Genomic DNA, 22256 nt, shown 5'->3' on the forward strand with positions numbered 1-22256 from the left:
ACGCTGCTCACTTTCCGTTCCGCGGAGCACACGAAGGAGTGGAATTCCGATCCGGAGGGATGGGACGCTGCGGTGGAGAGCTGGCTTCGGAAGGTCCCGCCGTCGTCGTCCATATCGCTGTGACTGCGTGGCTAGGAGGCTTCGAGGCCCCGGGGCCGGAAGGCCCGGTCTTTGTCCATGTTCCAGCCGGCGACCATTCCGGAGCCGATCATCAGGTCGCTGAGCTTGGCTAGGCGGTAGGCGGGGTCTGCTTCGAGGGCGAGTTGCAGGAACTGGTGGGCCCGCCGGAGTAGTCAGCCGCCTCCACCAGGGCAGAGGAAATCTGTTGGGCCTCTTCTGCATAGCTATAGCGCATCATCAGCCCAGACGCAGTGTTCGCACTATCCTGTGGCCAAACTGAGCTGTTGCGTCGGCCGAGTTCCATACTTAGGTGCAAATGTCGCGGCGCCCACCGTGGACCCGGATCGATTCTGCCGATGATGACCTGCCCATCCGGCTCTTCGGTTACGATCACGAACACCTCGGCCGCTTCAGAGACGTCAAGGTCTAGTGTCATGGGTGACCGCGGCTGACACCTGGGAAGGTTACCTGCCGCCCGGCGGGCATTCTCCGGCACCTTGTCCCCGGCAAGGGTCAGGGACGATCTTGCCCGAAGCGGCTTGGGTCGACTGGCTGCTGGGCCTTGGGAAGGTTCTCCACCACCAGGAGGTAGGACTCGGTCACGAGATCATCAACCAGGAGCCCGTTGATGTCCTTGCCCTCGGACAGCGTGATCCAGTGCTTCTTGTTCATGTGATAGCCAGGGGTGATGTGTTCGTGCGATTGCTGCAACGCTTTGCTGTCTGCGGGGGTGGCCTTTAGCACCACGATCGGTTCTCCGGTCACTTCTGTGAGAAGCATGAAGACCTTCCCGCGCACCTTGTACACGTCCCAGTCCGCACCGAACGGGTGTTCCAGCTGTGCACCGGGCAGCTCCTGGGTGCGGGCCGCTGCTCGCTCTTGCAGCTTTGTGCCTTTCAAAGTGACATTCCTTCCAAGATACGGCAGTAAATACTGATATTGACTGGTGCGACGGCGCGCCAACGGCGGGTTGAAGGGGATTTCAGCCCGGCGCCGGCGGGACTTTGACGTCGATTAGTGGGGCCTGCCTTAGGGGCGGTTCGGTTTGACCAGTTCCTTGGTGAGGCGGCCGATGGCGTCCTCGGCCGTGGGAGGGGGCCCGAACAGCTGCTCCTGTCGGCGGGGGTTTGCGACGTAGCGGCCGGTATCGAACCAGCCGAACATCGCCGTCATGTCCTGCACTATCGGCCAGAAACGTCCGGCGACGGCGCCTATGGAGCGTGTGACGGCGGAAGGGACTGCGCGCACCTTGATGGGCTTTCCGGCGTTTATAGTCATAAGGCTTGCCACTTCGAGCACGCTGACCGGCCGGTCCCAGCCGATGTCGATGCGCTCAGCGTCATCGGCGTCGGCGTCGACGGCCGCCGCCAGGTATGACGCGAGGTCGGAGGTGTGGACGAAGGTCAGCGGGACGGATGGCTTGCCCAGCCACATCATTCGGCCTTTTTCGACGGGGTTGCCCCCCATGCTGGCGACCTGGTCGATGAATGCTCCTGGACGCAGGGCGATGAACGGGACTCCGAGCTGTTCGAGCTTGTCCTCGGCGACCTTTTTGTGCCAGAAGTGGGGGACGTGGGGTGTCTGGTCGCTCGTCAGGATGCTGGTCAGTACGAAACGCCGGATACCGGTCCGGTGGGCTGCTTCGGCGAGGTTGGAGTTGCCGACAGTGTCGATGTCCTGCGCGTTCTTGCCGCCGCGTGTGTATCCGGCGGCGGTAGTGATGACGGCATCCGCTCCCTGCATGGCGGCGACGAGCGAGTCGAGGTCGAGCATGTCGCCCCGGGCGATCTCGATACCTTTGTTCTCGAGTCGGCTCGCGTCGGTGGTCGGGCGGACGAGTGCACGAACTTTCTTGCCGCGTTTAAGGAGTTCGTCGACGACCTTGCCGCCGAGGGAGCCGGTTGCTCCGACGACGAGGACCGGGAGGGACGAAGGGGTGGTGGTCATGAGGTCTCACTTTCCATCCGGATCGTTTGGGCCCGGGCGTTGATGGATTTGACGATGGCGTCGGCGGCGTTCACTACGGATTCCGCCTGCTGAGGTGACAGGTTTCTGATCGTGGTCTCCTCCAACGTCCGCCACATGGATTCGATCGGCTTGCGCATGGCTCGACCCTTCTCGGTGAGATGGACGACCATGACGCGCCGGTCGTGTTCGGCCGGCTGGCGGATCAGGAGGCCGGCGTCTTGCATGCGGCGCAAGGTCTTAGAGACGGTGGAGTGGTCGAGTCCAACGCTGGCGAGAAGTTCGGACTGGGTCTGGCCGTCCTGGTCGAAGAGGTGCATGAGCACCAATTCCTGTCCGGGATGCAGATCAAGCTGTCGAAGCAGCCCGGCAGCGTAGCCCCGGTGGGCACGGGCAAGTTGAAAGATTGCGTAGCTCACAGGGCCCTGGTCGAAGGTAGTGGGGTTGTGCAGATTTGGGGTCGGCATTTTTCGGTCCATTCAGCCGCTGTGCGTCGGGTAGTCGGTGTAGCCTACAGCGCCACCTCCATAGAAAGTCGCCGGGTCAGGGGTGTTCAACGGCGCATTCGAGCGTAGCCGCGCGACCAGATCCGGGTTGGCAAGTGCGAGGGCGCCGACGGAGATGAGTTCGGCTGAGCCGTTCTCGATGTCCTTGACCCGGGTGGGAACGTCGGCACCGGAGCGGTTAAGGATCAGTGTGGATGACCATAGGTCGCGAAGCGCGTCCAACAGTGCATCGTCGCCAGCGTGGAGGACGTGAAGATAGGCGAGGCCGAGCGGACTGAGGGCGTGCAGGAGCGCCGGATAGAGTTCAGCGGTGTCGGACTCGGCGATGTCGTTGTAGGGGTTGCCGGGGGAGATACGCAGACCGGTGCGCTCGGCGCCGATCTCGTTTGCCACGGCGGTGGCGACCTCGACGGCGAAGCGGATGCGGTTCTCGATGGAACCGCCGTAGAGGTCAGTGCGCTGGTTGGTGTTGTCGGACAGGAACTGGTGCACCAGATAGCCGTTCGCGGCGTGGATCTCGACGCCGTCAGCGCCCGCCGCCACGGCAGCCGCCGCGGCGCGGCGGAAGTCGTCGACGCTCGCGGCGACCTCCTTAGTGGACAGTGAGCGCGGGGTCGGCATTTCCTGTGGCCCGGATGCGGTGAACATGACGCCGGCCGGCCGGATCGCCGACGGGGCGACAGGCTGGCGTCCGTGGGGGGTGTTCTCGGGGTGCGATATACGTCCAACATGCATCAACTGGATGAAGATCCGGCCGTTCGCTGCGTGCACGGCGTCGGTGACCTGGTGCCAGCCGGCGATCTGCTCGTCATTGTGAATTCCTGGGGTGAGCAGGTAGCCCTGTCCGTCGGGGGAGGGCTGAGTGCCCTCCGTGATGATGAGCGCGTGCGAGGCCCGTTGGGCGTAGTACTCGGCGTTGAGCTCCGTGGGCACCCCCTCGGGGGTGGAGCGATCGCGAGTCATGGGGGCCATAACGAGGCGGTGGGGGAGAGAGGTGCCGCCGACGGTGGTCGGCGTCCAGAGGGTATTCAGCATGGGTCTTCCTTCGGTGCGGTGATGGTCACGGGGCGGACAGCCAGCGCGCGGTCAGGCGACGGTGAGCACGAGCTTGCCCCGGATGTGCCCGGTGTCGCTGACCTGCTGGGCCGTGGCGGCTCGAGCGAGGGGGTAGGCATTGACGGTGGTGACGATCTTTCCGGTCGCGGCGTCCTGCGCCAGCGCAGCCAGGCGGTTGGCCGAGCGCTCTTTGGAACTGGTGGCAAAAGTGATCCCGAGCTGATGAGCTCGGAAATCGGCGAGGGTGACGATCCTGTCGGTGCCGCCGCGCAGGGTGATGGAGTCCTCGAGAGCTCCCTTCCCTGCAACGTCGAGTACCGCGTCCACCCCGGCGGGGGCAAGAGCCTGCACCCGCTCGACGAGCCCTTCCCCGTACAAGGTCGCCTCGGCGCCGAGTGAGGTGACATAGTCCTGGTTAGTGGGGCCGGCCGTGCCGATGACGCGAGCACCGCGGGCGGCGGCGAGTTGGACCACGATGGTCCCGACCGCTCCTGCGGCGCCATGGACGAGCAAGGTCTCCCCGGGGGCGACACTGAGCAGGTTCAAGACCCGCTCGGCTGTCTCGCCCGCCACGGGGAGCGCGACCGCGTGTTCCCAGTCAAGGTCGGCGGGCTTGGGGGCGACGGTCGTGGCCAGGGCGTACTGTGCGTAGGCGCCGGTATCTGACCATCCAACGACCTCGTCTCCCACGCTCACCTCCGTTACGCCGACGCCCACTGCGTCCACTGTGCCGGAGACCTCGTAGCCTGGAATGACCGGCAGTGGTGTCGGGAAAGCGGCCTGCAGGGCGCCGGAGCGGATCTTTCCGTCCAGTGCGTTCACTCCGGCCGCCCTGACCCGGACACGCACCTGCCCCGGACCGGGCTGTGGGACCTCGACGTCCGCCTCGTGCAGAACATCGGTTCCGCCGAACTGGTCAAACTGGATAGCTTTCATGATCTCTTCTCTTCCTGTTGAAAACGAAGTATGTGGCTAGCCACAAATATCCACGATAACCAGCCAAGGATCGACGAGGTGACCGAGCGAGTGTCCAATGGTGCCGCCCACACGGACGCCGTGTCCATCGTGGCTCGGGACTTCAGCGCGGCGGCGAGGTTGTAGCGGCATCGCTAAAGCGCCCGGTCTTTTCAGGAGAGTCTGAGGCTCAGGTTCACCACTCAGTTCCATTTGAGTGCTTCTGCTACCTTGGCTGCTGGCTGCGCCGCTCTGTTCTGCGGGGACGCCGCCGTTGCCGCCGCGGCCGGTGGCCCACTGGGTTGGGTGATCGCGGCGAGCGGTTCGGAGATGACCTGGGGTGATGCGGCCTCAGCGTCGCCGAAGGTCATCGTGCTCGGGTGGACGGTGGCTTTCACCGGTGCTCCGGTGTGGGCTGCCGCAAACCCCATTGAGGGATTACTCCCTCCCGTTCAGAGGCCGGATGGGCCAAACCGGGCAATGGCGACGCCAGCGGCGAGAATCCCAAGGACGATGTTGATGATGACATTCGGCGTTTCGTGGCGTCGGCCGTGGGTGATGGCCGCACCAACCATGAGGAGGACGAGCCCGGCCGCGGCAGCGGGCACGAGCACGGTGGCGATACCCAGTACTGCCGGCAGGATGAGGCCGAGGGCGGCGAGGATTTCGAGTGCGCCGATGCTCTTGACTGCGGCGTCGGAGAAGTCTTCCACCCATCCTTGGCCGGTAGCCGCGAGTTTCGCTTTTGGCTGGGCGATTTTCATCGTTCCGGCTGCAGTTCGAGTCCCACCTCGGGCACAGTGTTTCCGCACGTCAGAGGCTTATTGGCGTGAGTAGTGTTGACAAAGCTTGACTTTTCGGACGTTGCATGATTCGTTTCTGCCTTGCCGCTGGCCACTCGCTTCAGACATAGAACCAGCATGAAGATTGCCCGAATCAATATTTCTGCAGGAACTGCGAGAAAGCACTCCAAAGTTCTGAAGGTCCGAGGAGGTAGAGGTCGTTATCCACTGCTAAAGGTCAGGAGCCATTGGGAAAGCTCCCTCAGCAGCAGTAGCGGTGGATAACCCGTCAGGATTGTCCCCGGCTGTGGGCTGCGCCCCAGCGGCCCCAAGGGTTGTTCGAAGACGCAGCCGGGTCCTACGTGCTCACGGCATCCCTAGCGCCAAGCAAACATGCACCCCCGGCTACAGCCGTTTGTTCCGGGAACCGGCAAGTCCTAGGTGGGTGGTGCGACATCCAGCCCGGGGGCAGCCAAACACCGAAACCCTCAGATAAAATAAGCCTCAGAACGGTCTTCCGTGACCATCGGATGCTTTCGTCGTAGCATTGGCCCCTACTAGGAGTGCAGCTGGCCTCAGCTCAGAACGAGAGTGACCGAATGAACGGTGAGCGGAACGTGTGGGAACCTCCGTTTGTTGGCGAAGAACAGAGAATCATCGTCGATGACTTGGTGTCGGCCTTCAATCAAGTGTCTACTGCTCAACGACCGCAATGGATACACCTCACCGCACCTTCAGGGTGGGGTAAAACACGCATCGCGAGGGAGTTCTACGCGCGCTTAGCTGCGGATAAACAATCGACTCCCAATTATTGGCCCGACACTATTCTTGGTTCGCTCGCCGCGGACAACATTGACCTCACTGATGTTTCCTCACGTCGCAAGCGCCTATATCCCACTGTTACACATGTTCCTAAAAGCTTGCCTTCTTGGATGTGGTGGGGAGTTGATTGCTCCAACCGGTCAGGTGGAGCATCGAACATGCTTGCTGAGGAGTTGCGTCAGTTCGAGGCGCACGCAGAGTATCTCGATATGGCCGTCAAACGAAAGGGAGGGGGAAACATATGGGTCGACTTCGCAAAAGCTGTCGGTGAAGAAGGGTTTAATGAAGGCCTTGGTCACGCGGCAGAAGAGCTTGCAAACGCTGCTGTACCGGGTGTCGGCCTAGTCACTTGGGGGGTAAAACGAGCGATAGCATCAAACAAGCAACGTATGCGACGTAAGCATTTGTTAGAAGGAAGTGTCGATATCCTGGGGCAAGGTACTGGCACCGCACAGGACCTTCTTGGGGAAACCTACTTGCTAATCACCGGCCTTGCCAGTCGCGGGCTTCCGGTGGTGATACTTGCTGAGGATGTCCAACAATCGACAGCAATTTTTGCACAACTTCTTGAGAAACTCATCAGCTCCGAGGTCCCCGTGTTGCTGTTAACAACTGCGTGGCCAGGAAACCCCGCCGACAATACCGAGTTAGATCGTGCCCTTAATGCGCGTCCCGACAGGCTGATAGTCGTAACACATCAAGAGCATGATGGCCGAGTAACGTCGCGAAAGACCGGGCTCGGCAAACTTTCAATTCCTGACAGAAAAAAGATTTTAGGATTCTACTATCCTGACATTGAGAGGGACACGGGCACCGCACTAGCAATGCGCTACCCCAATCCACTAGCACTGGAATTATTCTGTCAAATCGAGAAGTACCAGAAACGGTTTTCAAATAAGCAATTGTGCCTCGATAAAGCGGAGGTCTTGGCGTTACCCGCAAAGGTCCGAGATCTCTACAGAGTCGCCTGGCACGCGCTGCCGAAAAGTGTTCGACTCTTTCTATCGGTTGCCGCCCAAAGCACTCCTGCAGCCATTAGCCCGCAAGAGCACAATTCGAAACAATGGAACCAAAACTGGCTTTTTGAATCACTCATTTCCCTAGGATTCATGGCGGAGGACGAAGTCGCCCTGGTTGCAAAAGACGCGCAAACGAGCTACTCGTGGATCCGTCACATGAGTGTAGTCCTCTATCAATTTCATGAAGCGGATCAAATGCTAGTAGCCCTCGAAGACGACTCCTTTGTGTTTGCTCATGAACTAAACAAACTTCTGGAATTCCTAGCGCACAAAGTGGCTCATGAGTTTGAGATGCATCCCTCAGGCGATGAACCGGCTAAAGAGCATGCGGCAAGGTTAACTTTGGCACTCTATGCCCGAGGGTTGCTTAGGGACGGTCAGCTATTAGTTGAGGCTGCAGACTACTTGGTGACTGGCCTTCGAGGGTCTGCAGGAGACTTCGTTGAAATTATCCGAATAGCTGAATACGTACTCCCTCAGGTGGACCAGTGGAGTATCTCGGCGCTTTCTTTGGAACTTATATACGGGGATGCGCTGCACGAAGCTGGTCGGTTTGCGGAGGCCTTAATTGTATACGAAAGGTCCCTTCCGCAGCTGGAGACGCTCGCAGGGCAATACAGTCAAATAGTTTTCCAATACCGCAGAAAAATTGCCAGTGCAATCGCTATGGCAGGTGATTATCATCGCGGATCTTCACTATACGAAGTCCTTCTGGCTGATCAGATCCAGCATTTAGGAGGCTTTCATTCTGACACGCTTGCGACTCGGCGCGACATAGCAATCGTTAATTCAACAGCGTCCTTCGATGAAGCTGCATTTCGGTCTCTGATTGCAGACGAAGAACGGATTTATGGGCCAGGTCATAAGAATACTTGGCCTACGTTAGAAGCCTTTGGGCAGGCTTTGTGGAAGGTTAACCGCAATGATGAGGCGGCCGTGCTATACCGAGAGCTTCTTTCTGCGCACGAGCAAGAATCAATGGGCGACGATCCTGATAATCTCGCAACGAAGAATGACTATGGTTTGACATTTCTGGGAGAAGAACGAGTAGAGGAAGCAGTAGCGTGGTTCGAGACTTTGCACGACGATGTGACCAGGGTAATGGGGCCGACCCACCCTGCAACGCTTAACGTTGAGAACAATTGGGCTGTAAGTTTGCTCAGAGCCAGCAAACGTAAAGAGGCAATTCAGCTATTTGAAAAGGTACTGTCCAAGCGCTCCTCAGTGTTAGGTTTCGAACACCCTGACACCCTGGAAAGCAAACATGCTCTGGCAGATGCTCTCGCGCTCGACGGGTCTCCCAAGGCTGCGATGAAACTTTTTGAAGAAGTTATAGCCGATCGCAGGCGAATTCTCGGACAGAATCATCCGAGGACTTTGAATACTTGCCATAACATTGCTGGCCTACTGTCTACAGAAGGAAGGCACGCCGAAGCCATCGACGCTTTTGTGAAGCTAATCAAAAACCGACAGTTGGTATTAGGCGTGGATCATCCCGACACGCTTAGGGCTAAGCATGACCTTGGTAACGCAATGCTTCGCGCTCAACAGCCCGATGCTGCCTTGAAGCTCTTTCAGGCAGTGCTATCCCGACAAGTAAGAACACTAGGAGAAGATCATCGCCTTACCCTCCGCACGCGCTTTAGTCTCGCGAACGCTCTACAGATGACCTTGCGACTAGCGGAAGCCACACGACTGCGGCGGTCCGTTCTGGCTGATCAAATTAGAGTTCTCGGCCACGATCACCCCGATACCGAAACAACCAGGGCCGCTCTCAACCTTCTTGAACCTTAGGGTCCGTCGGGACACAACCCAACTATCGCTCCCATAAGTTGTTGGCCAGCGGCGGGCTTTCTCGGCCCTTCCCACGTCCAACTCCCGTCGCGGCGTTCGCCCTGAAAATCAGCCTCCCGGGAAAGGGCGTCTCGACCGGGCGACGGCGAGCAGTCTTTGGACTTGACCTAAGCATATACATCCGGGCGTGTCAGCTTTGATGCAAAGTGTTGTTGCTTGGGTTCAGCCGACAGAGAATGACGCTTCCGGCCGACTGGTTATGGCCTGTTGCTAGCGTCCCCCTGTCATGTCGGGTGCGTTCCGCGGCAGCACATCAGTCAGGCTAAGGCCAAGGGCCTGGCACAGCGCGATCAGCGTTGAAAGACGTGGATTCATGGGTGTCCCCGGGCGGGACTCTCCCTTTTCGTATTTCATATAGCAGCTACCGGTTACTTCGGCAATCTGCAAGCGACCGCCACTGATGCCTCCAGATAGGTGAGGGAGGAAGTGAACGCTTCACCGGCTGCATGTTAACCCCGGAGATGGGAGCACTGCCGGACGCCCGGCCACTACCGTTCGGAGTGCACTCAACTGAACTAGAAGGGTGTGGACAATGTCCACACTTTCCATCTCGGACTGGGCCGTACAGCCTTCCGACTCGGTCGGATTCCGCATAATTCCGCGATTTCCCTGTGTACTCAGGGCTTGGAATGTAGTTCGAGTCCCACCTCGGACACGACAGATTCCCTCGTCAGAGGCGATTATGCTTCTACGTGTTGACAAAGCTGGTGGTCGCGTCGCTCTGACGGCTGATTCGCGGTCTCTGGCCTGGCTGCCGCGATGGCCTCTTCAGGTGTGTGGGGTGGCGGGTTCAAGACCCTGGCTGGCCTTCCGCCTGCTGAAGTGGTTTATATGGTTCCTCGTTCCCGTGCTGTCGGGTGGGCCGGGGGGCCTACACCTATGCATGGGCCGGGGGAGCGGGGACGACATGACTTCGGCGCTCTCGCTTAAGAACGCCCTTGGAGTCGGTCTCACGGCGTGCCCGCGACAGTCGCGCCTCAACGTTTGTCCTGCCAAAGAGGGTGTGGACAAAGTCCACACTTACGTCTGCTTTATCGGAGGGCCGTGAGGACTTGAGTCCTATGCCTGGTTGGGCCATAAACCTTTCGATCAAGGTCCCTGAAAAGTTGGTTCTTGGAGCACAATGTGACTGCGATTTTGGGGTGGTTTGGTCCGATGAACGGCGGTGCTTCAGCCCCCTACGTGGCGACTTCCGATGCCCCTCCGCGGGTGTAAGAGGCAGTCAGGCCGGCTCTAGCCTGCAGGCCGGTTGTCTCGAAAGGCTAGGGAGGCGAGTTCAGGTGGTGAGCGCAACACCCTGAATTCTGTGGGGTGTCGTCGATGGGCAGACCGTGGTCGCCGTTGAGTGTTCGTTTGGCGTTCTGGGAAGGACTGGATGCCGGGCTGGCGGTAGCCGTAGCGGCGCGGGCCGCCGGGGTGTCGCGTCCGACCGCGTACCGGTGGTTGAGCGACCATCAGAAGGTGTTGCCATCGCCGGTTCCGGATTTCAGTGTGCCCCGTGCAGGGCTTTTGTCGTTACGTGAGCGATGCCGGGACATCTCCGCTCCTTGATCCCAGGTCGTCGAACGGCGCAGCTGCTCGGGCAGGGTATTCATCGCGGTGATCATGGCGTCGGCGACAGTGCGGGCAGTGTGGTCCTCGGGCAGATGCAGGAGCATAACGTAACCGCTGGTCCTTTCGACGAGGGTTCCGATCGCGGACTTCGATGCCGTCGAACCGATGATTAAGTCCCCTTCCCAGAGAGTTGTACGGAGACCAGCTTCGACTCATGCCACCCCCGAAATGACAGGACCGCCCTGAGGCGGCGTTGACGAAATGCCGAATTTGGTGCCAGCTTTACTCCGCCCGGGTCTAACTGGCTCAAGAGATCCGGCAACTGCTTTTCGTAACCCGCGGGAAACGAGATGTCTCATCGAGCGAATAGGCGTCCGGCCTGCATGGTCCGGAAGGAAACACACTTCCGGGTTCTGCAGCCAAGCGATCCAGGCCGGTACGGTTTTTGTACCATGAGGACATGGCTATGACTCTCCGTGTTCCTGAAGACCTCGATCGGCGGCTGGAGAAGTTGGCTGCCGAGGAACACACGTCCAAGTCCGCGCTTCTGTTGCAGGGGGCGGAGTTGGTTCTGCAGCGCCACGCACGCCGGCGTGACATCAGCGAGGGCCTTGATTTTGTTATGAGTCATGACGCTGAGTTGCTGAAGCGCCTTGAGGACGCGTGACCGCGTACCTGGACACCGAGGATGCACTTCAGGTAGTTGATCGGTACGGCGTCCATATCCGTGATGTCGGGTTGTTGGCCTCGGCATTGGCCAGGCCGGCTACCACTGTCATGGGGGCGGAGGCCTATCCGGAATTGGCGGTGAAGGCGGCCGCGTTGTTGGAGTCGGTCGCCCGGTCCCCGTCCACTCGTTGATGGCAACAAATGGACGGCATGGACGCTCATGGTGCTGCTGCTGTGGATCAACGGTTACCGGCATGACTTCACCACGGATGAAGGCTTCGGCCTCGTCGTCGGAGTCGCCGAGGGCACTGTCGACTTGCTGGACTCTGCCGCCGCGATTTCCAGGCATCTGGTGCGCCCGTAGTCCTCCAACGCCCCCGAATGGGGGTGTGCACAATGTCAACACTTTTCGTCTCGCACTGGGCCAAACAGCCCTCGAACTGGCTAGAATTCCGCATTTTTTCGCGGGTTCCCAGGATTTATATGAACGGGAATGTAGTTCGAGTCCCACCTCGGGCACAGGTTATCCCCTCGTCAGAGGCGTTTCTTGCTTTGACGTGTTGACAAAGCTTTTGGTCGCGTCGTCTGACGGGTTGCGTCGCGGGCGTTGGCCTGGCTGCCGCGGAGGCCTGTTCAGGTGTGTGGGGTGGCGGGTTCAAGTCCCTGGCTGGTAAGACTTCCGCGTGATGAGCTGGGGTTATGCGAATCCTCGTTTCGGTTCTGTTTGGTTGCCGGTGTTGGCCTACACCTATGCATGTGCCGGGGGAGCGGGAACAACATGGCTTTTGAACTTTTCCGTACCTGCACTTCGGCCCGCGGCAAGTGGTCTGGGGATAGCCAGAGAGGGTGGCCCGCCTTCGCCTTGTCCTATCAAAGGAGGTGTGTACAGTGTCCACACGTATATCTGCTTTGAGGACGAGATGGATTGAGTCTGGAGTCAGGTTGGTAGCCAAGATTGCTAACTGGGCTTGTGCGGGAAGTGACTTTCGGACACTAACCTGACGTTTCCTGCAGGTTGCCTGACGTCCGGTTAGCACGTAATCTAACCGGTCGGTGCGGCAGGAGGGGCCGTATCCCGGCCTCACCAGCGTATAGGGTGGCGCGTGTCATGGCATCAGGACAAACTCTTCCAGCACGGATCCAGTCACGGCATAGCCATCCAGGTTTCCGGGGCTGATGTTGCTGGTCTGAATGAAGTAGTGGGCATCGCAACGACGGTACAGTCTGGTCCTGAGGAAGCAACTGGTACGGATACTTCGGTTGGCTGCACTGGCACGATCGCCCCTGGACAGGTCACAGGACTCACCGACGTCGAGGCGATAATAGGTGGGCCAGGCAGATGCCTTCGCAACAACTAAGGATGGGAGCGTCTGGGGTGGGGCGCGAAGGGGTACAACTGATTCCATGATGGTCCCCCGGCACGTTCGGGGACGGCACCGGGATTACTCGTCTGATGCCCGAGCTCTTGTCGAAAGCTGGAACTGAGGGGTCTCCTGACGGTGGATAACACAGCGTACGGCGAAAGCGGACCCCCTTGAGCGCCCTAAGGAGGACGTCCCTTAGTCGCTTGGGATCCAGCGGGCTCATGCTGTGGGTCCGCTGTCCGCGAGAAGCATGAGGAGACGATAGTTATCCCCGCTTGCCGTAACTGTGGTTAGTCGGCGGTGAAGTTCGATAATGCCGTTGATGGCCGCCGTGCCGCCACCGGAATATCGGCCGGCAGTTGCGGCAACAGCGACAGTCGAGGGCGAAACGACGCCATCAAAGTCCGGGCTGCCCCGTACCCGTAGCCTGGCATAGTAGGTGTGCCGAACCAGGATTGCCATTGTCCCATCAGCAGGCCCAGTGGCTATGGGTAGCCGGGGGCGGGGCCGATCCGCCCCCGACCAAGGTGACGTTCCGTCCTCGGTGAGCCTGGTAAGGGAGCCATTGCCCCATCGGCCACGGGCCGAAGCAGGTCGTTGATGCAACCCTGGGGACGGATTTAGTCGAACACGGATTACTGCACGATGACGATGACGATGACGTAGATGACCGTGCCGTTCTCGTGCTTGTACCACCCATGCCACTTGCTGTGGTGACCATGCCTGTCGTTGCCATGGCGGTCGTACCCGTTACAGTCGTAGCCGTTGCGGTCGTAGCCATCCCTGTCATAGCCCCAACGGTCGCGGCCACCGCGGTCGAAGCCTTCCCTGTCATAGCCCTCTCTGTTGTAGCCGTCCTTGTCGCGGCCGTCCTTGTTGTAACCCTTGTCGTGGTCGTCCTTGTTACGGCCGTTGTTGTCGCGGCCCTGTTGATGGGCGGCCTGATAGTTCGTGGTGGAACCACTATCAGCAAATGCGGCGCCTGCTGCCAGCGCTGATCCGCTGAAGGTCAAGCCCCCGGCCAATGCAGCCGAGCTAAGCAGGCGAGATACCTTGTTCATGAGATATTCCTGACGGTCGATGATGATGAAAAACAGCCGCAGGGACACGAGACATCTAGTGCGTGCGCCGGCGTCATCGGCAGACGGTCCGCCGCTCACCTATCCCTGTGGTTCTCGTCTCCCAAGCACACAGCTGTGCAGAAGGCACCGCTGTGTTTGGGGATGCCAGAACTCGCCTAACGATGAGCTCTGTACTGCTTCCTGATCTTCCGAGGGGTGATTCCTCGGCAACGAAGGTGCCGGAAGGACCACCGCGGTGTTGACATCAGAGCTCTGCTTGCCCTCTCTGTCACTCGTCGCCCCCTCGGGATGCCCTTTGGGGGAGAGGTTTAAACCAACGCTACGGAGAGGACTAATCGGTGGGCAACACCTGCCGCCCCCTAATTCCTCCCCTCCAGGCCACCTACGTTTTTGGGTATCGGTCATTTAGGTAGTGGCAGCAAAATCAGGGGCACTATGTTTTGTGGGCTCAGCGGACCTGGGTGGTTACGGTGCCCAGCCATGGCCCGGCCGGCACTAGGCCGCGCGGGACAAACAGCCAGTCCACTTTGTCGAATCCGGGGGCTGCAAGGTTCTGGCCAGCTGTCCCGGGAGCAGATCTGGGACGGCATCCGCGAGGAAATCACACTGCCCCCGGCTGCGGATCTGGAGGCTCACTTCCGGACGCTCAATATATTTACGATCCCCAAAATGTCGGGGAGCTCCTGCCGAAATAGCGACTTGCCGACGTCGAGAAGCAGCTTAGATGCTTGCCGCCTGACGGTCTACAGAGACCCTCGTGAGGAAGTCCTCGACTACGGCCGCGAACTCGTCGGGCCGTTCGATCTGCGGCATGTGTCCGGTCTTGGCGAAGACGTGCGACTCGGCGAGGGGCAGCGCTGCGGCGGCCGCTTCAAGGTGGCTGAACGGCAGGATGTGGTCGTGGTCACCCCACATCACCAGCGCCGGAACGTTGGACTTGCCAAGCGCCTCGATCAGGGCGGTGCGCCACTCGGCCCGGACACCGGAGATCGTTCCCAGGTCGCGGGCGACGTCGAGCAGCGTCCGGCGGTGCGCCTCCCGCTGCGACAGGGCGAGCGCGTGGCCGATGCGGTCGTCCGTGACCAGCGTTTTGTCGTAGAAGAGCGACTGGACGGTCCGGCGTGATGCTTTCTCGTCGGGCCGCAGGAGCAGGGCCGCGAGCGGGCGGACCGCAAGGAGGCGAAGGACCAGTGCCACTTCCTTGCCGAATCCGGCGCTGTTGGCCAGCACGAGCGCGGAGACGCGGTCCGGATGGTCGGCGGCCAGCTTCATGGCCACGGCGCCACCGAGCGAGTTGCCCATCACGGGCAGCGGCCCGGAAACCCCGACGGCGTCCAGGAAGGCCGGCAGGATCCCGGCCAGCTTCGCGAGCGTCGTCGTGCCGGGGAGCCGTTCGGAGTACGCGAAGCCGGGAAGGTCGATGCTGTAGACCGTGTGTCGGTCCGAGAGCCGCTCGTGCTGTTCGTTCCAGTCCTCGAGGCTCTGGCCGATGCCGTGCAGCAGCAGGACCGGATCCCCGCTGCCGGTCTTCCGGTAGCGCAGGCGTGTCCCCGCGACGGTGACATGGCCCGTTCCCTGCAGCGCGAGGGGATCCCGGGCCGGGGCCGCCGGTTGCCGGACGGTTTCCCGCACCGGCTGCCCGCGCCGGCCGAACCGGACGTGGTCGGTCAGCCTGCCGGCCCGGAGCAGGGCGAAGTCGCGGAAGTAGTTCTGGTGCAGCCGCCACGGCGCGCCTGCGCCCTGCCGTGGCAATTGGTCGGCGCCGCGGAAAATGTAGCCGGCCTTCAGGTCGATCAGTGAGGACAGCGTGCCGTTGGCGACCTCGGCTGGTGCCACAGGTACCACCCACTGGAGGTTCCGGCGGTCGAGCTGCTTGATCAGCCTGCAGATGTAGCCGGCGACCAGGTCCGCCTTCAGGGTCCAGGACGCGTTGGTGTAGCCGATGGTGAGGGCGAAATTCGGGACCCCCTCCAGCATCATGCCCTTGTAGGTGAGGGTTCTGCCGACGTCCACGGGCTCGCCGTCGACGGAAAGCTTCATGCCGCCGATCACCAGCAGGTTCAGTCCCGTGGCCGTGACAATGACGTCGGCGGGCAGCGATGTGCCGGAGGCCAGGTCAATCCCGTCCGGGGTGATCCGGGAGATCGTGTCGGTCACGATCTCGGCAGTGCCGGCACTGATGGCCCGGTACAGGTCCCCGTTGGGGATCGCGCAGACCCGCTGGTCCCACGGCTGGTACGACGGGGCCAGGTGCGTGTCCACCGGAAAGCCCGCCGGCAGTTTGGCTACTGCCGACTTGCGCAGGATCGCCTTCATCGTCTCGGGCCGCCGTCGGCTGAGCTGGTAGGTGAACATGGAGAAAAGAATGTTCTTGGAGCGTACGACGTCGTACGCCAGTTGCGCGGGCAGCTTACCCCGGAGACGGTCGGCCAGGTGGTCCCGCGCGGGCACCGGGGCGATGTAGGTGGGGGAGCGCTGCAGCATCGTCACCTTGGCGGCCGATTTTGCCATGGATGGCACCAGCGTCACTGCCGTGGCGCCGCTGCCGATGACCACCACCTGCTTTCCCTCATAATCGAGGTCGGCCGGCCAGTGCTGCGGGTGGACGATCGTTCCGGCAAAGGTGTCTGCCCCGTCTATGGCCGGGGTGAAGCCCTCGTCATAGCGGTAGTAGCCGGAACAGACGGACAGGAACGAGCAGGTGAAGGTGAGCGCCTCGGGGGAGGAGGCAGTGTGGCCGGACCGGAACTCGCCGCCGGAGGTGTGGACCGCCGTCACGGTCCACAGCGCGGTTTCGCTTGACCAGGCGGCGGAAATGACCCTGGTGTTCAGCCGGATACGCGGCGTCAGGCCCTCGTCGGCGACCGTTGCCTCGATGTACTCGCGGATGGACTCGCCGTCCGCGATCGCCTTGGCGCCGGCCCAGGGCCGGAAGGAGTAGCCGAGCGTGTACATGTCGCTGTCGGACCGGATCCCGGGGTACCGGAACAGGTCCCAGGTCCCCCCGACGGCATTCCGCGACTCCAGTACGGTGAAGGTTTTTCCGGGTACCTCGCGCTTTAGCCGGCTGGCGAAACCCACGCCGCTCAGCCCGGCGCCGACAATCAACACATCTACGTGCTCGCTCATGCCGCCAAGTTATCGACTTAATGTTGAGATAGTCAACACTGTGTTGAGAGCCGGGGCTAGGATGGGCGCATGGCTCAAAGAGGAAGACGCAGCGCGAGGGTTTCGGGCGATGAGCGGCAGGACGCAATCCTGGTCACCGCGGAGGCCCTCCTGGCCGGCCGTGCCTTTGACGACGTCTCCATCGAGGATCTGGCCCGGGGTGCCGGCATTTCGCGCCCCACGTTCTACTTCTACTTCCCCTCGAAAGATGCCGTGCTGCTGGCCCTGCTGGACCGGGTCATCACCGAGGTCGATCACCGGGTGGGGCACCTGCCGCGTGATTTCGAGAGCGACCCAACGGGTGCGTGGACCCGTTCCATCGGAATGTTCGTTGAGGTGTTTGTCGCGCACCGCGGTGTGTCGACCGCCGCCATCGGGGCGCGCGCCCGCAACGACGAGGTGCGCGGGCTGTGGTCCAAGTCGATGCAGTCCTGGGTCGACTTCTCAAGCGACGTGATCCGTGCCGAGCAGGTCCGGGGGGCCGCGCCGGCGGGCATCGACGCGCACGACCTCGCGGTGAGCCTGAACCTGATGAACGAGCGGGTCATTACTGCTGTCCTCAACCGGGAGAGTCCCGCCATCGCGGAGACAGCCGCCCTGGACGTCCTGTCAACCATCTGGATCCGCAGTATTTACGGGTCCGACAACCCCGGCGGCCGCTAAGGCCCGCGCCGAAAGGAAACCATAATGCCCTCCATCAAGGCGCTCACCGTGCTCGGCACCGGAGTGCTCGGCTCCCAGATCGCCTTCCAGGCCGCATTCCACGGTTTCGCGGTCACCGCGTGCGACGTCGACGAGGACGCGCTTGCCAAGGCGCGGGACCGTTTCACCCGCCTCGCCGGCATCTACCGGGCACAGGTTGCCGGCGCCTCCGAGGGCAAGACCGAAGCAGCCCTGGCAAACCTCCGCCTCACCGCAGACCTCGGGGACGCCGTCGTCGACGCGGACCTCGTGATCGAAGCCGTTCCCGAACTGCTGGAACTCAAACGCGACGTCTACCGCAAGCTCGCGGAGCTGGCGCCGGCCAAGGCCATCTTCGCGACCAACTCGTCCACCCTGCTGCCCAGTGACCTGAAAGACTTCACCGGACGCCCGGACCGATTCCTCGCGCTCCATTACGCCAACAACATCTGGGCGCAGAACATCGCCGAGGTCATGGGCACCGCGGAGACTGACCCGGCGGTGTACGCCGTTGTCGTCGACTTTGCCCGGAACAGCGGACTGGAACCTATCGAGATCAAGAAGGAGAAGGCCGGCTACGTCCTGAACTCGCTGCTGGTTCCGCTGCTGAACGCGGCCGCCGGCCTGCTGCTGCAGGGCGTCGCCGACCCGCACACCATTGACAAGACCTGGCGCATCGCCACGGGGGCCCCGAGCGGCCCGTTCCAGATCTACGACGTCGTCGGCCTCACCACGGCGTACAATATCGCCTCGGCCTCGCCGGATGCCGGTTCCCAGGCGTTCGCCCAGTACCTGAAGGAGCACTACATCGACCAGGGCAAGCTGGGCGTCGCCTCGGGGGAGGGCTTCTACAAGTACTGAGCCGCGGACCTTTAGTGCTGCTGCGGTTCTTCCCGTTCCACGTCTTGGACCGACCGGGAGAGCAGGCAGAACTCATTGCCCTCCGCCGCTTCGCCGTGGTGCGGAGCTATCCCACCCACCGAAGCAGCCACACTGTGGTGGCTGGCGGCAGGTTTCCTTTCGTGATCGGGCTGCTGCTTATGACGATGATTCCTTCCGGCAACGGCTTTGGCTTGGCGCTGAAGTTGGTTAGGCAGTGCCACCCGTAGGGTCGGCTGAAGTGCAGGAGGCCCGGGGAGTCTTCACACTGGACGTCGGCGAAGGTTTCAAGCTCGGCGCGCCATTCGAGGGCTGTGGCCAGGAGGTCGTTCCAGGAAGCGTCGTCGTTTTCAGGGCCGAGCTGTGAGATGTCTAAGGGGTGGGGGAGTGCCAGATTGAGGAGCAGGACCGCGCGGCGCCGCTGCTCCGCAAGTTCTGGGTACTTTTGGAGAGGGGTGTCGATTTTTGTGGGTATAGCCGTTGAGGTCATGTCGGTTTCCTTCGTTGCGTCTTCATTCAGGAGTGGAAGGATCAGCTACTGAAATTTCTTTGGTGACTCAGCGCAGGGAACGCTGGATGGCCAGGCAGGCGGCGCCCTTGCCCCAGAGGTCGGCGTCCGCGGCAGCTACTTCGAGACGGGGCAGGAAGTCCCCGCCTTCGAACGCGTACTCCTTGAGGGAGGCCGTCAGGCTATGCTCCATCAGGTCGTAAGCGGCGGAGCCTTCGCCCGTGATGACAATCAGTTCCGGTGCGGCGAGATTGCTGACCACCGCAAGGCCGCGGCCGACCCATCTTCCGGCAGCGGTAAAGGCTGACTGTGCCTTCACTGCCTGGCGGTCAGGTCCGTTTCGGGCTGCGATCATCGCGCCGGCGACGTCAGTGGTTCCGGCGGCGGCTGCGATGGCAGCATCTCCCGCCAGCGCTTCCAGGCAGCCGTGCCTGCCGCAACTGCATAAGGGGCCGCCCGGCACCAGCGGGATATGACCCAGCTCCCCGGCGGTTCCATGTGCGCCGCCGTACACTTTCCCGTCGATCACCAAGCCCAACCCGATGCCGGGTCCCAAGGTGACGACGGCGAAGTTCCGCGCGTTTCTGCCGTGGCCGAACAGGTGCTCGGCCACGGCCAGGGCGTTGACGTCGTTATGCACGGTTACCGGAAGTCCGGTCATTTCGGATAAGGGCTTGGCAACATCCACTCCTCGCCAGCCGAGAATTGGCGAGTAGCGGCAGGTGCCTGCATCTGGATCGACGTGCCCGCTGACCGCGATCCCTAATCCCAGCGATCGTTCGCGTGCCTGGGGCACGGATGCGAGGAGGCGGTCAACGAGACCGGCCACGGCCCGAAACGTGTCGGATGCTTCCAGCGGAACGCCCACTTCTTCTTCGCCGCGTGCGAGCACGTTTGCGCCCAGGTCTGTCACGACCCCGGAAATAACCCTGGGGCCGATCTTGATGCCAATGGCTGTGTGTTTGGCGGCGACGATTTCGATCAGGCGCTCCGGCCTGCCACGTCCGTTGGGAGCCGTGGGCGCTTCGGTGACGTACCCTTCGTCCACCAGCGGCCGGAGGGTCCGGGCGATGGTGGACGGGTCCAGGGACGTTTGCCTCGCAAGCTCCACTCGGGAGATGGGTGCATGCCGCAGCACGAGGGAAAACAGGCCTGCCCTGTGCGGGTCGCTGAGGGCGGGAACGCCGAAGGCCTGCTTCCGTCTGCTCACATGTCCAACTCTATCCAGTTCAGGTTGATGGCTCCTTGATCTGTCACACCCCTGCCGATGGTTATCAGGTTCAGGCCGGCGTCGAGCTTGATAGTGCCCTCCACAATCTCCCAGGTGTCCCAGGAGGGGAGGGCGGGGAAGCTCGCGTGCATCGGCCCGTCCACGACGGAGCGATCCGCCCTTTCCGCGCTGACGGTCATGGTGCTGGTGTCCCCGGTGGCGTTCGCGTACCGGTAGCGGACGGTGTAGGTGCCGCGGTGCGAAGCCTGGACTGCGAAGGTGACCAGCGGGTCCGCGCCGGCGCTGGTGGCCTGGAGTCCGTCCACAAAGCCGTTGCCGTCATGGCCGGGGTGGTTGTTGTTGAAGCCGGCCCCGCCGCCCCAGGCCGCGAAAGCGGCCGGGTAGCGCGTTGTGCCATGCGCTTTCGGCGGGGTGACCCGGAAGATGGCTGAAGCGTGCGGGGCCAGTAGTGCCGTGACCTTCGAGTCCATGCCAAGGTTCCGGTGCGCCCACAGGTCCCGGGCGTTGGCGCCGGTGGCCAGGCCAAGGTCTGCGGTGAAGTCTATGGTCCGGGTGACGGTTTCGGTGTCGCCGCGGTTGAACAGGGCGACGCCCCAGGAGCCGTCCGGGAGTTGGCCTGCCCAGCGTTCGGTGTCACGGGAGCCTGGAGCCACCGTGAACGGGGCGGCTGACCTATAGATGGGCTTACCCACCAGGCCGTCCTCGTTCAGCTGAAGCACTTCCTTGTTGGTGTACACCCAGCCGTTTTTTCCGATCTGCTGGTAGGTGTCCCCGATGGCGAGGGGTGATCCGGCAGCGACCATCAGGTTCATCATGGTTTTGCGCTCTTCGTCATTGGCGAATGTGCTGGCCTGCATGAAGTCGCCGTCAAGGATAAGCTGCCCCCGGCCGTTCCGGTGCGACCAGCCGGTGAAGCCGCAGAAGGGGTTGGCCCAGTTGGGCCACGCATCCTGCCAGTTCTGGCGCATCCCGCTCAGCCGGTCCCAGCCGCCCTTGTCGGCGTCGGCGTTGATCCGCACCAGGTCCCCGTTGGCCAGTTCCGCCGAACCGTTGGCGAACATGTGCGGCATGACCAGTGAGACCTCCATGTCATCCCCGGCAGCCTCGTTGATCCAGGAAAGTGCAAGTTCGTAGTTGGCGCGGCCGTGGGGTGCGTTGACTTGGCCAATGTTGGCGTCCATGCCGTTTTCGTACCAGGAGAGGAAGTCGATCCGCAGGTACGGAACGCCGAGGTCCTTGAAGTACCGGACGTAGCCTTGCACATATTCCTTAGCCCCGGCCTTGGTGGCGTCCAGCCAGTAGAGTTGGTTCCCGCCGATGTCCCGGGCGAAGAAGTCGTTGGGGACCACCAGATCCGCGATCTTGACGTCGGGCCGTCCCAGGACGGTTTTGGAGCTGTCCTCGACGGCTGCCCGATGGACCCAGAGCGGGTTGTAGTAGACGCCCAGCTTCATGTCCCGCGCTTTGAGGTACTTGGCCCAGTAGGCCCAGCCGTTCTGCCAGGAGTCGTTATAGCTGGTGATATAGCCGTTCTTGGTGGTGCGGCTTGAGCCTTCGATCCAGCCATCCGTGCAGGCGATGCCGTATCCGAATTCCGCGAAGTTCCCGGCCAGCCAATCGATGTTGGCTTTCCATTCGCTCTCGGGGATGGGTGCGTTGTGGGGGAAGGAGTAGCCGTAGATGTTCCAGTATCGGGGACCGGCACCGCTGCGGGTGTACGCACTGTTGCGGCTGGCAAGGCGCAGGGGCGGAGCACTGGTGGCCGGCGTGCCCGGCTGCGCGGTGACTGCTGTGGTTGCCTGGGCGGACTGGGCCATCCCTAGGGCGTAGGCCAAGCTGGCGGCGCTGCCGGTGGCGAGCACGGTGCGGCGGGACAGGTTCTTCATTGATCGGTCCTTCGAGTGGGGGCTGGAGGCACTCAAAAGTATTCACCGGCTATATTCATGCGTCAAGCATTTAATTATTCTTGGGTCGTCCATCCTGGGAATGCGGCCCTCGTGGCAGACAGGCTGGCACACCTTCTCGCTCAGTGCGTTGGTCTT

General features: G+C 61.8%; 17 protein-coding genes and 2 pseudogenes. 6 read left to right on the forward strand and 13 right to left on the reverse strand.

Features of this window, described 5'->3' with window-relative positions; all coding sequences use genetic code 11:
- Window positions 1-633: 633 nt before the first annotated feature.
- The 7 genes from ACR65J_RS09835 to ACR65J_RS09865 all read right to left on the reverse strand — a co-directional run bounded on the left by ACR65J_RS09835 (window position 634) and on the right by ACR65J_RS09865 (window position 5413).
- Window positions 634-1020 carry an MmcQ/YjbR family DNA-binding protein gene (locus ACR65J_RS09835; RefSeq protein ID WP_440168187.1) on the reverse strand — a complete coding sequence of 129 codons (387 nt, stop codon included), beginning with the start codon at window positions 1018-1020 and terminating at the stop codon, window positions 634-636.
- 129 nt (window positions 1021-1149) lie between these two features.
- Window positions 1150-2067: an SDR family oxidoreductase gene (locus ACR65J_RS09840; RefSeq protein ID WP_440168189.1), complete on the reverse strand. Its 918-nt coding sequence runs from the start codon at window positions 2065-2067 to the stop codon at window positions 1150-1152.
- Window positions 2064-2552 (reverse strand): MarR family winged helix-turn-helix transcriptional regulator, encoded by a 489-nt coding sequence (locus ACR65J_RS09845; protein ID WP_440168191.1) that lies wholly within the window; start codon window positions 2550-2552, stop codon window positions 2064-2066. Before ACR65J_RS09845 ends, ACR65J_RS09840 begins: the two co-directional genes overlap by 4 nt.
- 12 nt (window positions 2553-2564) lie before the next feature.
- Window positions 2565-3626: an alkene reductase gene (locus ACR65J_RS09850; protein WP_440168193.1), complete on the reverse strand. Its 1062-nt coding sequence runs from the start codon at window positions 3624-3626 to the stop codon at window positions 2565-2567.
- Window positions 3627-3677: 51 nt separating this feature from the next.
- A complete protein-coding gene (locus ACR65J_RS09855) occupies window positions 3678-4583 on the reverse strand; it encodes an NADP-dependent oxidoreductase (protein ID WP_440168195.1) in 906 nt (301 codons plus the stop codon).
- Between the two features lie 221 nt (window positions 4584-4804).
- Window positions 4805-5032, reverse strand: a complete 228-nt coding sequence (locus tag ACR65J_RS09860; RefSeq protein WP_440168197.1) for a hypothetical protein — start codon at window positions 5030-5032, stop codon at window positions 4805-4807.
- A gap of 21 nt (window positions 5033-5053) precedes the next feature.
- Window positions 5054-5413: a DoxX family protein gene (locus ACR65J_RS09865; protein WP_440168199.1), complete on the reverse strand. Its 360-nt coding sequence runs from the start codon at window positions 5411-5413 to the stop codon at window positions 5054-5056.
- A gap of 569 nt (window positions 5414-5982) precedes the next feature.
- On the opposite strand from ACR65J_RS09865, the gene ACR65J_RS09870 reads away from it, so the two are divergent.
- Window positions 5983-9018 (forward strand): tetratricopeptide repeat protein, encoded by a 3036-nt coding sequence (locus ACR65J_RS09870; RefSeq protein ID WP_440168201.1) that lies wholly within the window; start codon window positions 5983-5985, stop codon window positions 9016-9018.
- Window positions 9019-10398: 1380 nt separating this feature from the next.
- Window positions 10399-10605 (forward strand): annotated as a pseudogene (locus ACR65J_RS09875) (IS30 family transposase); the annotation flags it as partial.
- Here the strand turns inward: ACR65J_RS09875 and ACR65J_RS09880 are convergent.
- Window positions 10602-10817, reverse strand: a pseudogene (locus tag ACR65J_RS09880) (transposase); the annotation flags it as partial. The pseudogenes ACR65J_RS09875 and ACR65J_RS09880 sit on opposite strands and share 4 nt — an antisense overlap.
- 275 nt (window positions 10818-11092) lie before the next feature.
- On the opposite strand from ACR65J_RS09880, the gene ACR65J_RS09885 reads away from it, so the two are divergent.
- Window positions 11093-11299: a ribbon-helix-helix protein, CopG family gene (locus tag ACR65J_RS09885; RefSeq protein ID WP_440168203.1), complete on the forward strand. Its 207-nt coding sequence runs from the start codon at window positions 11093-11095 to the stop codon at window positions 11297-11299.
- 222 nt (window positions 11300-11521) lie between these two features.
- Window positions 11522-11665, forward strand: a complete 144-nt coding sequence (locus ACR65J_RS09890; protein ID WP_440168205.1) for a hypothetical protein — start codon at window positions 11522-11524, stop codon at window positions 11663-11665.
- A gap of 1635 nt (window positions 11666-13300) precedes the next feature.
- On the opposite strand, the gene ACR65J_RS09895 is transcribed toward ACR65J_RS09890, so the two are convergent.
- Together ACR65J_RS09895 and ACR65J_RS09900 are read right to left on the reverse strand one after the other, a co-directional pair.
- Window positions 13301-13774, reverse strand: a complete 474-nt coding sequence (locus ACR65J_RS09895) for a hypothetical protein (protein WP_440168207.1) — start codon at window positions 13772-13774, stop codon at window positions 13301-13303.
- A gap of 693 nt (window positions 13775-14467) precedes the next feature.
- Window positions 14468-16876: an alpha/beta fold hydrolase gene (locus tag ACR65J_RS09900; protein ID WP_440168209.1), complete on the reverse strand. Its 2409-nt coding sequence runs from the start codon at window positions 16874-16876 to the stop codon at window positions 14468-14470.
- A gap of 69 nt (window positions 16877-16945) precedes the next feature.
- Between ACR65J_RS09900 and ACR65J_RS09905 the strand changes: the two genes are divergently transcribed.
- The gene (locus ACR65J_RS09905) at window positions 16946-17578 is read left to right on the forward strand and encodes a TetR/AcrR family transcriptional regulator (protein WP_440168211.1); all 633 of its coding nucleotides are present in this window, start codon (window positions 16946-16948) and stop codon (window positions 17576-17578) included.
- A gap of 24 nt (window positions 17579-17602) precedes the next feature.
- A complete protein-coding gene (locus ACR65J_RS09910; protein WP_440168213.1) occupies window positions 17603-18457 on the forward strand; it encodes a 3-hydroxyacyl-CoA dehydrogenase in 855 nt (284 codons plus the stop codon).
- Between the two features lie 106 nt (window positions 18458-18563).
- Here ACR65J_RS09910 and ACR65J_RS09915 read toward each other — a convergent pair whose 3' ends face one another.
- The 3 genes from ACR65J_RS09915 to ACR65J_RS09925 all read right to left on the reverse strand — a co-directional run bounded on the left by ACR65J_RS09915 (window position 18564) and on the right by ACR65J_RS09925 (window position 22100).
- A complete protein-coding gene (locus ACR65J_RS09915; RefSeq protein WP_440168215.1) occupies window positions 18564-18965 on the reverse strand; it encodes a hypothetical protein in 402 nt (133 codons plus the stop codon).
- 67 nt (window positions 18966-19032) lie between these two features.
- On the reverse strand, window positions 19033-20193 hold the full coding sequence (locus ACR65J_RS09920; protein ID WP_440168217.1) for an ROK family protein: 1161 nt from the start codon (window positions 20191-20193) through the stop codon (window positions 19033-19035).
- Entirely contained in the window at window positions 20190-22100 is a 1911-nt protein-coding gene (locus ACR65J_RS09925) for a hypothetical protein (protein ID WP_440168219.1), read from the reverse strand. The genes ACR65J_RS09920 and ACR65J_RS09925 overlap by 4 nt, the downstream gene beginning before the upstream one ends.
- Between the last annotated feature and the right edge of the window lie 156 nt (window positions 22101-22256).

It is taken from the genome of Arthrobacter sp. SAFR-044, assembly GCF_059414985.1.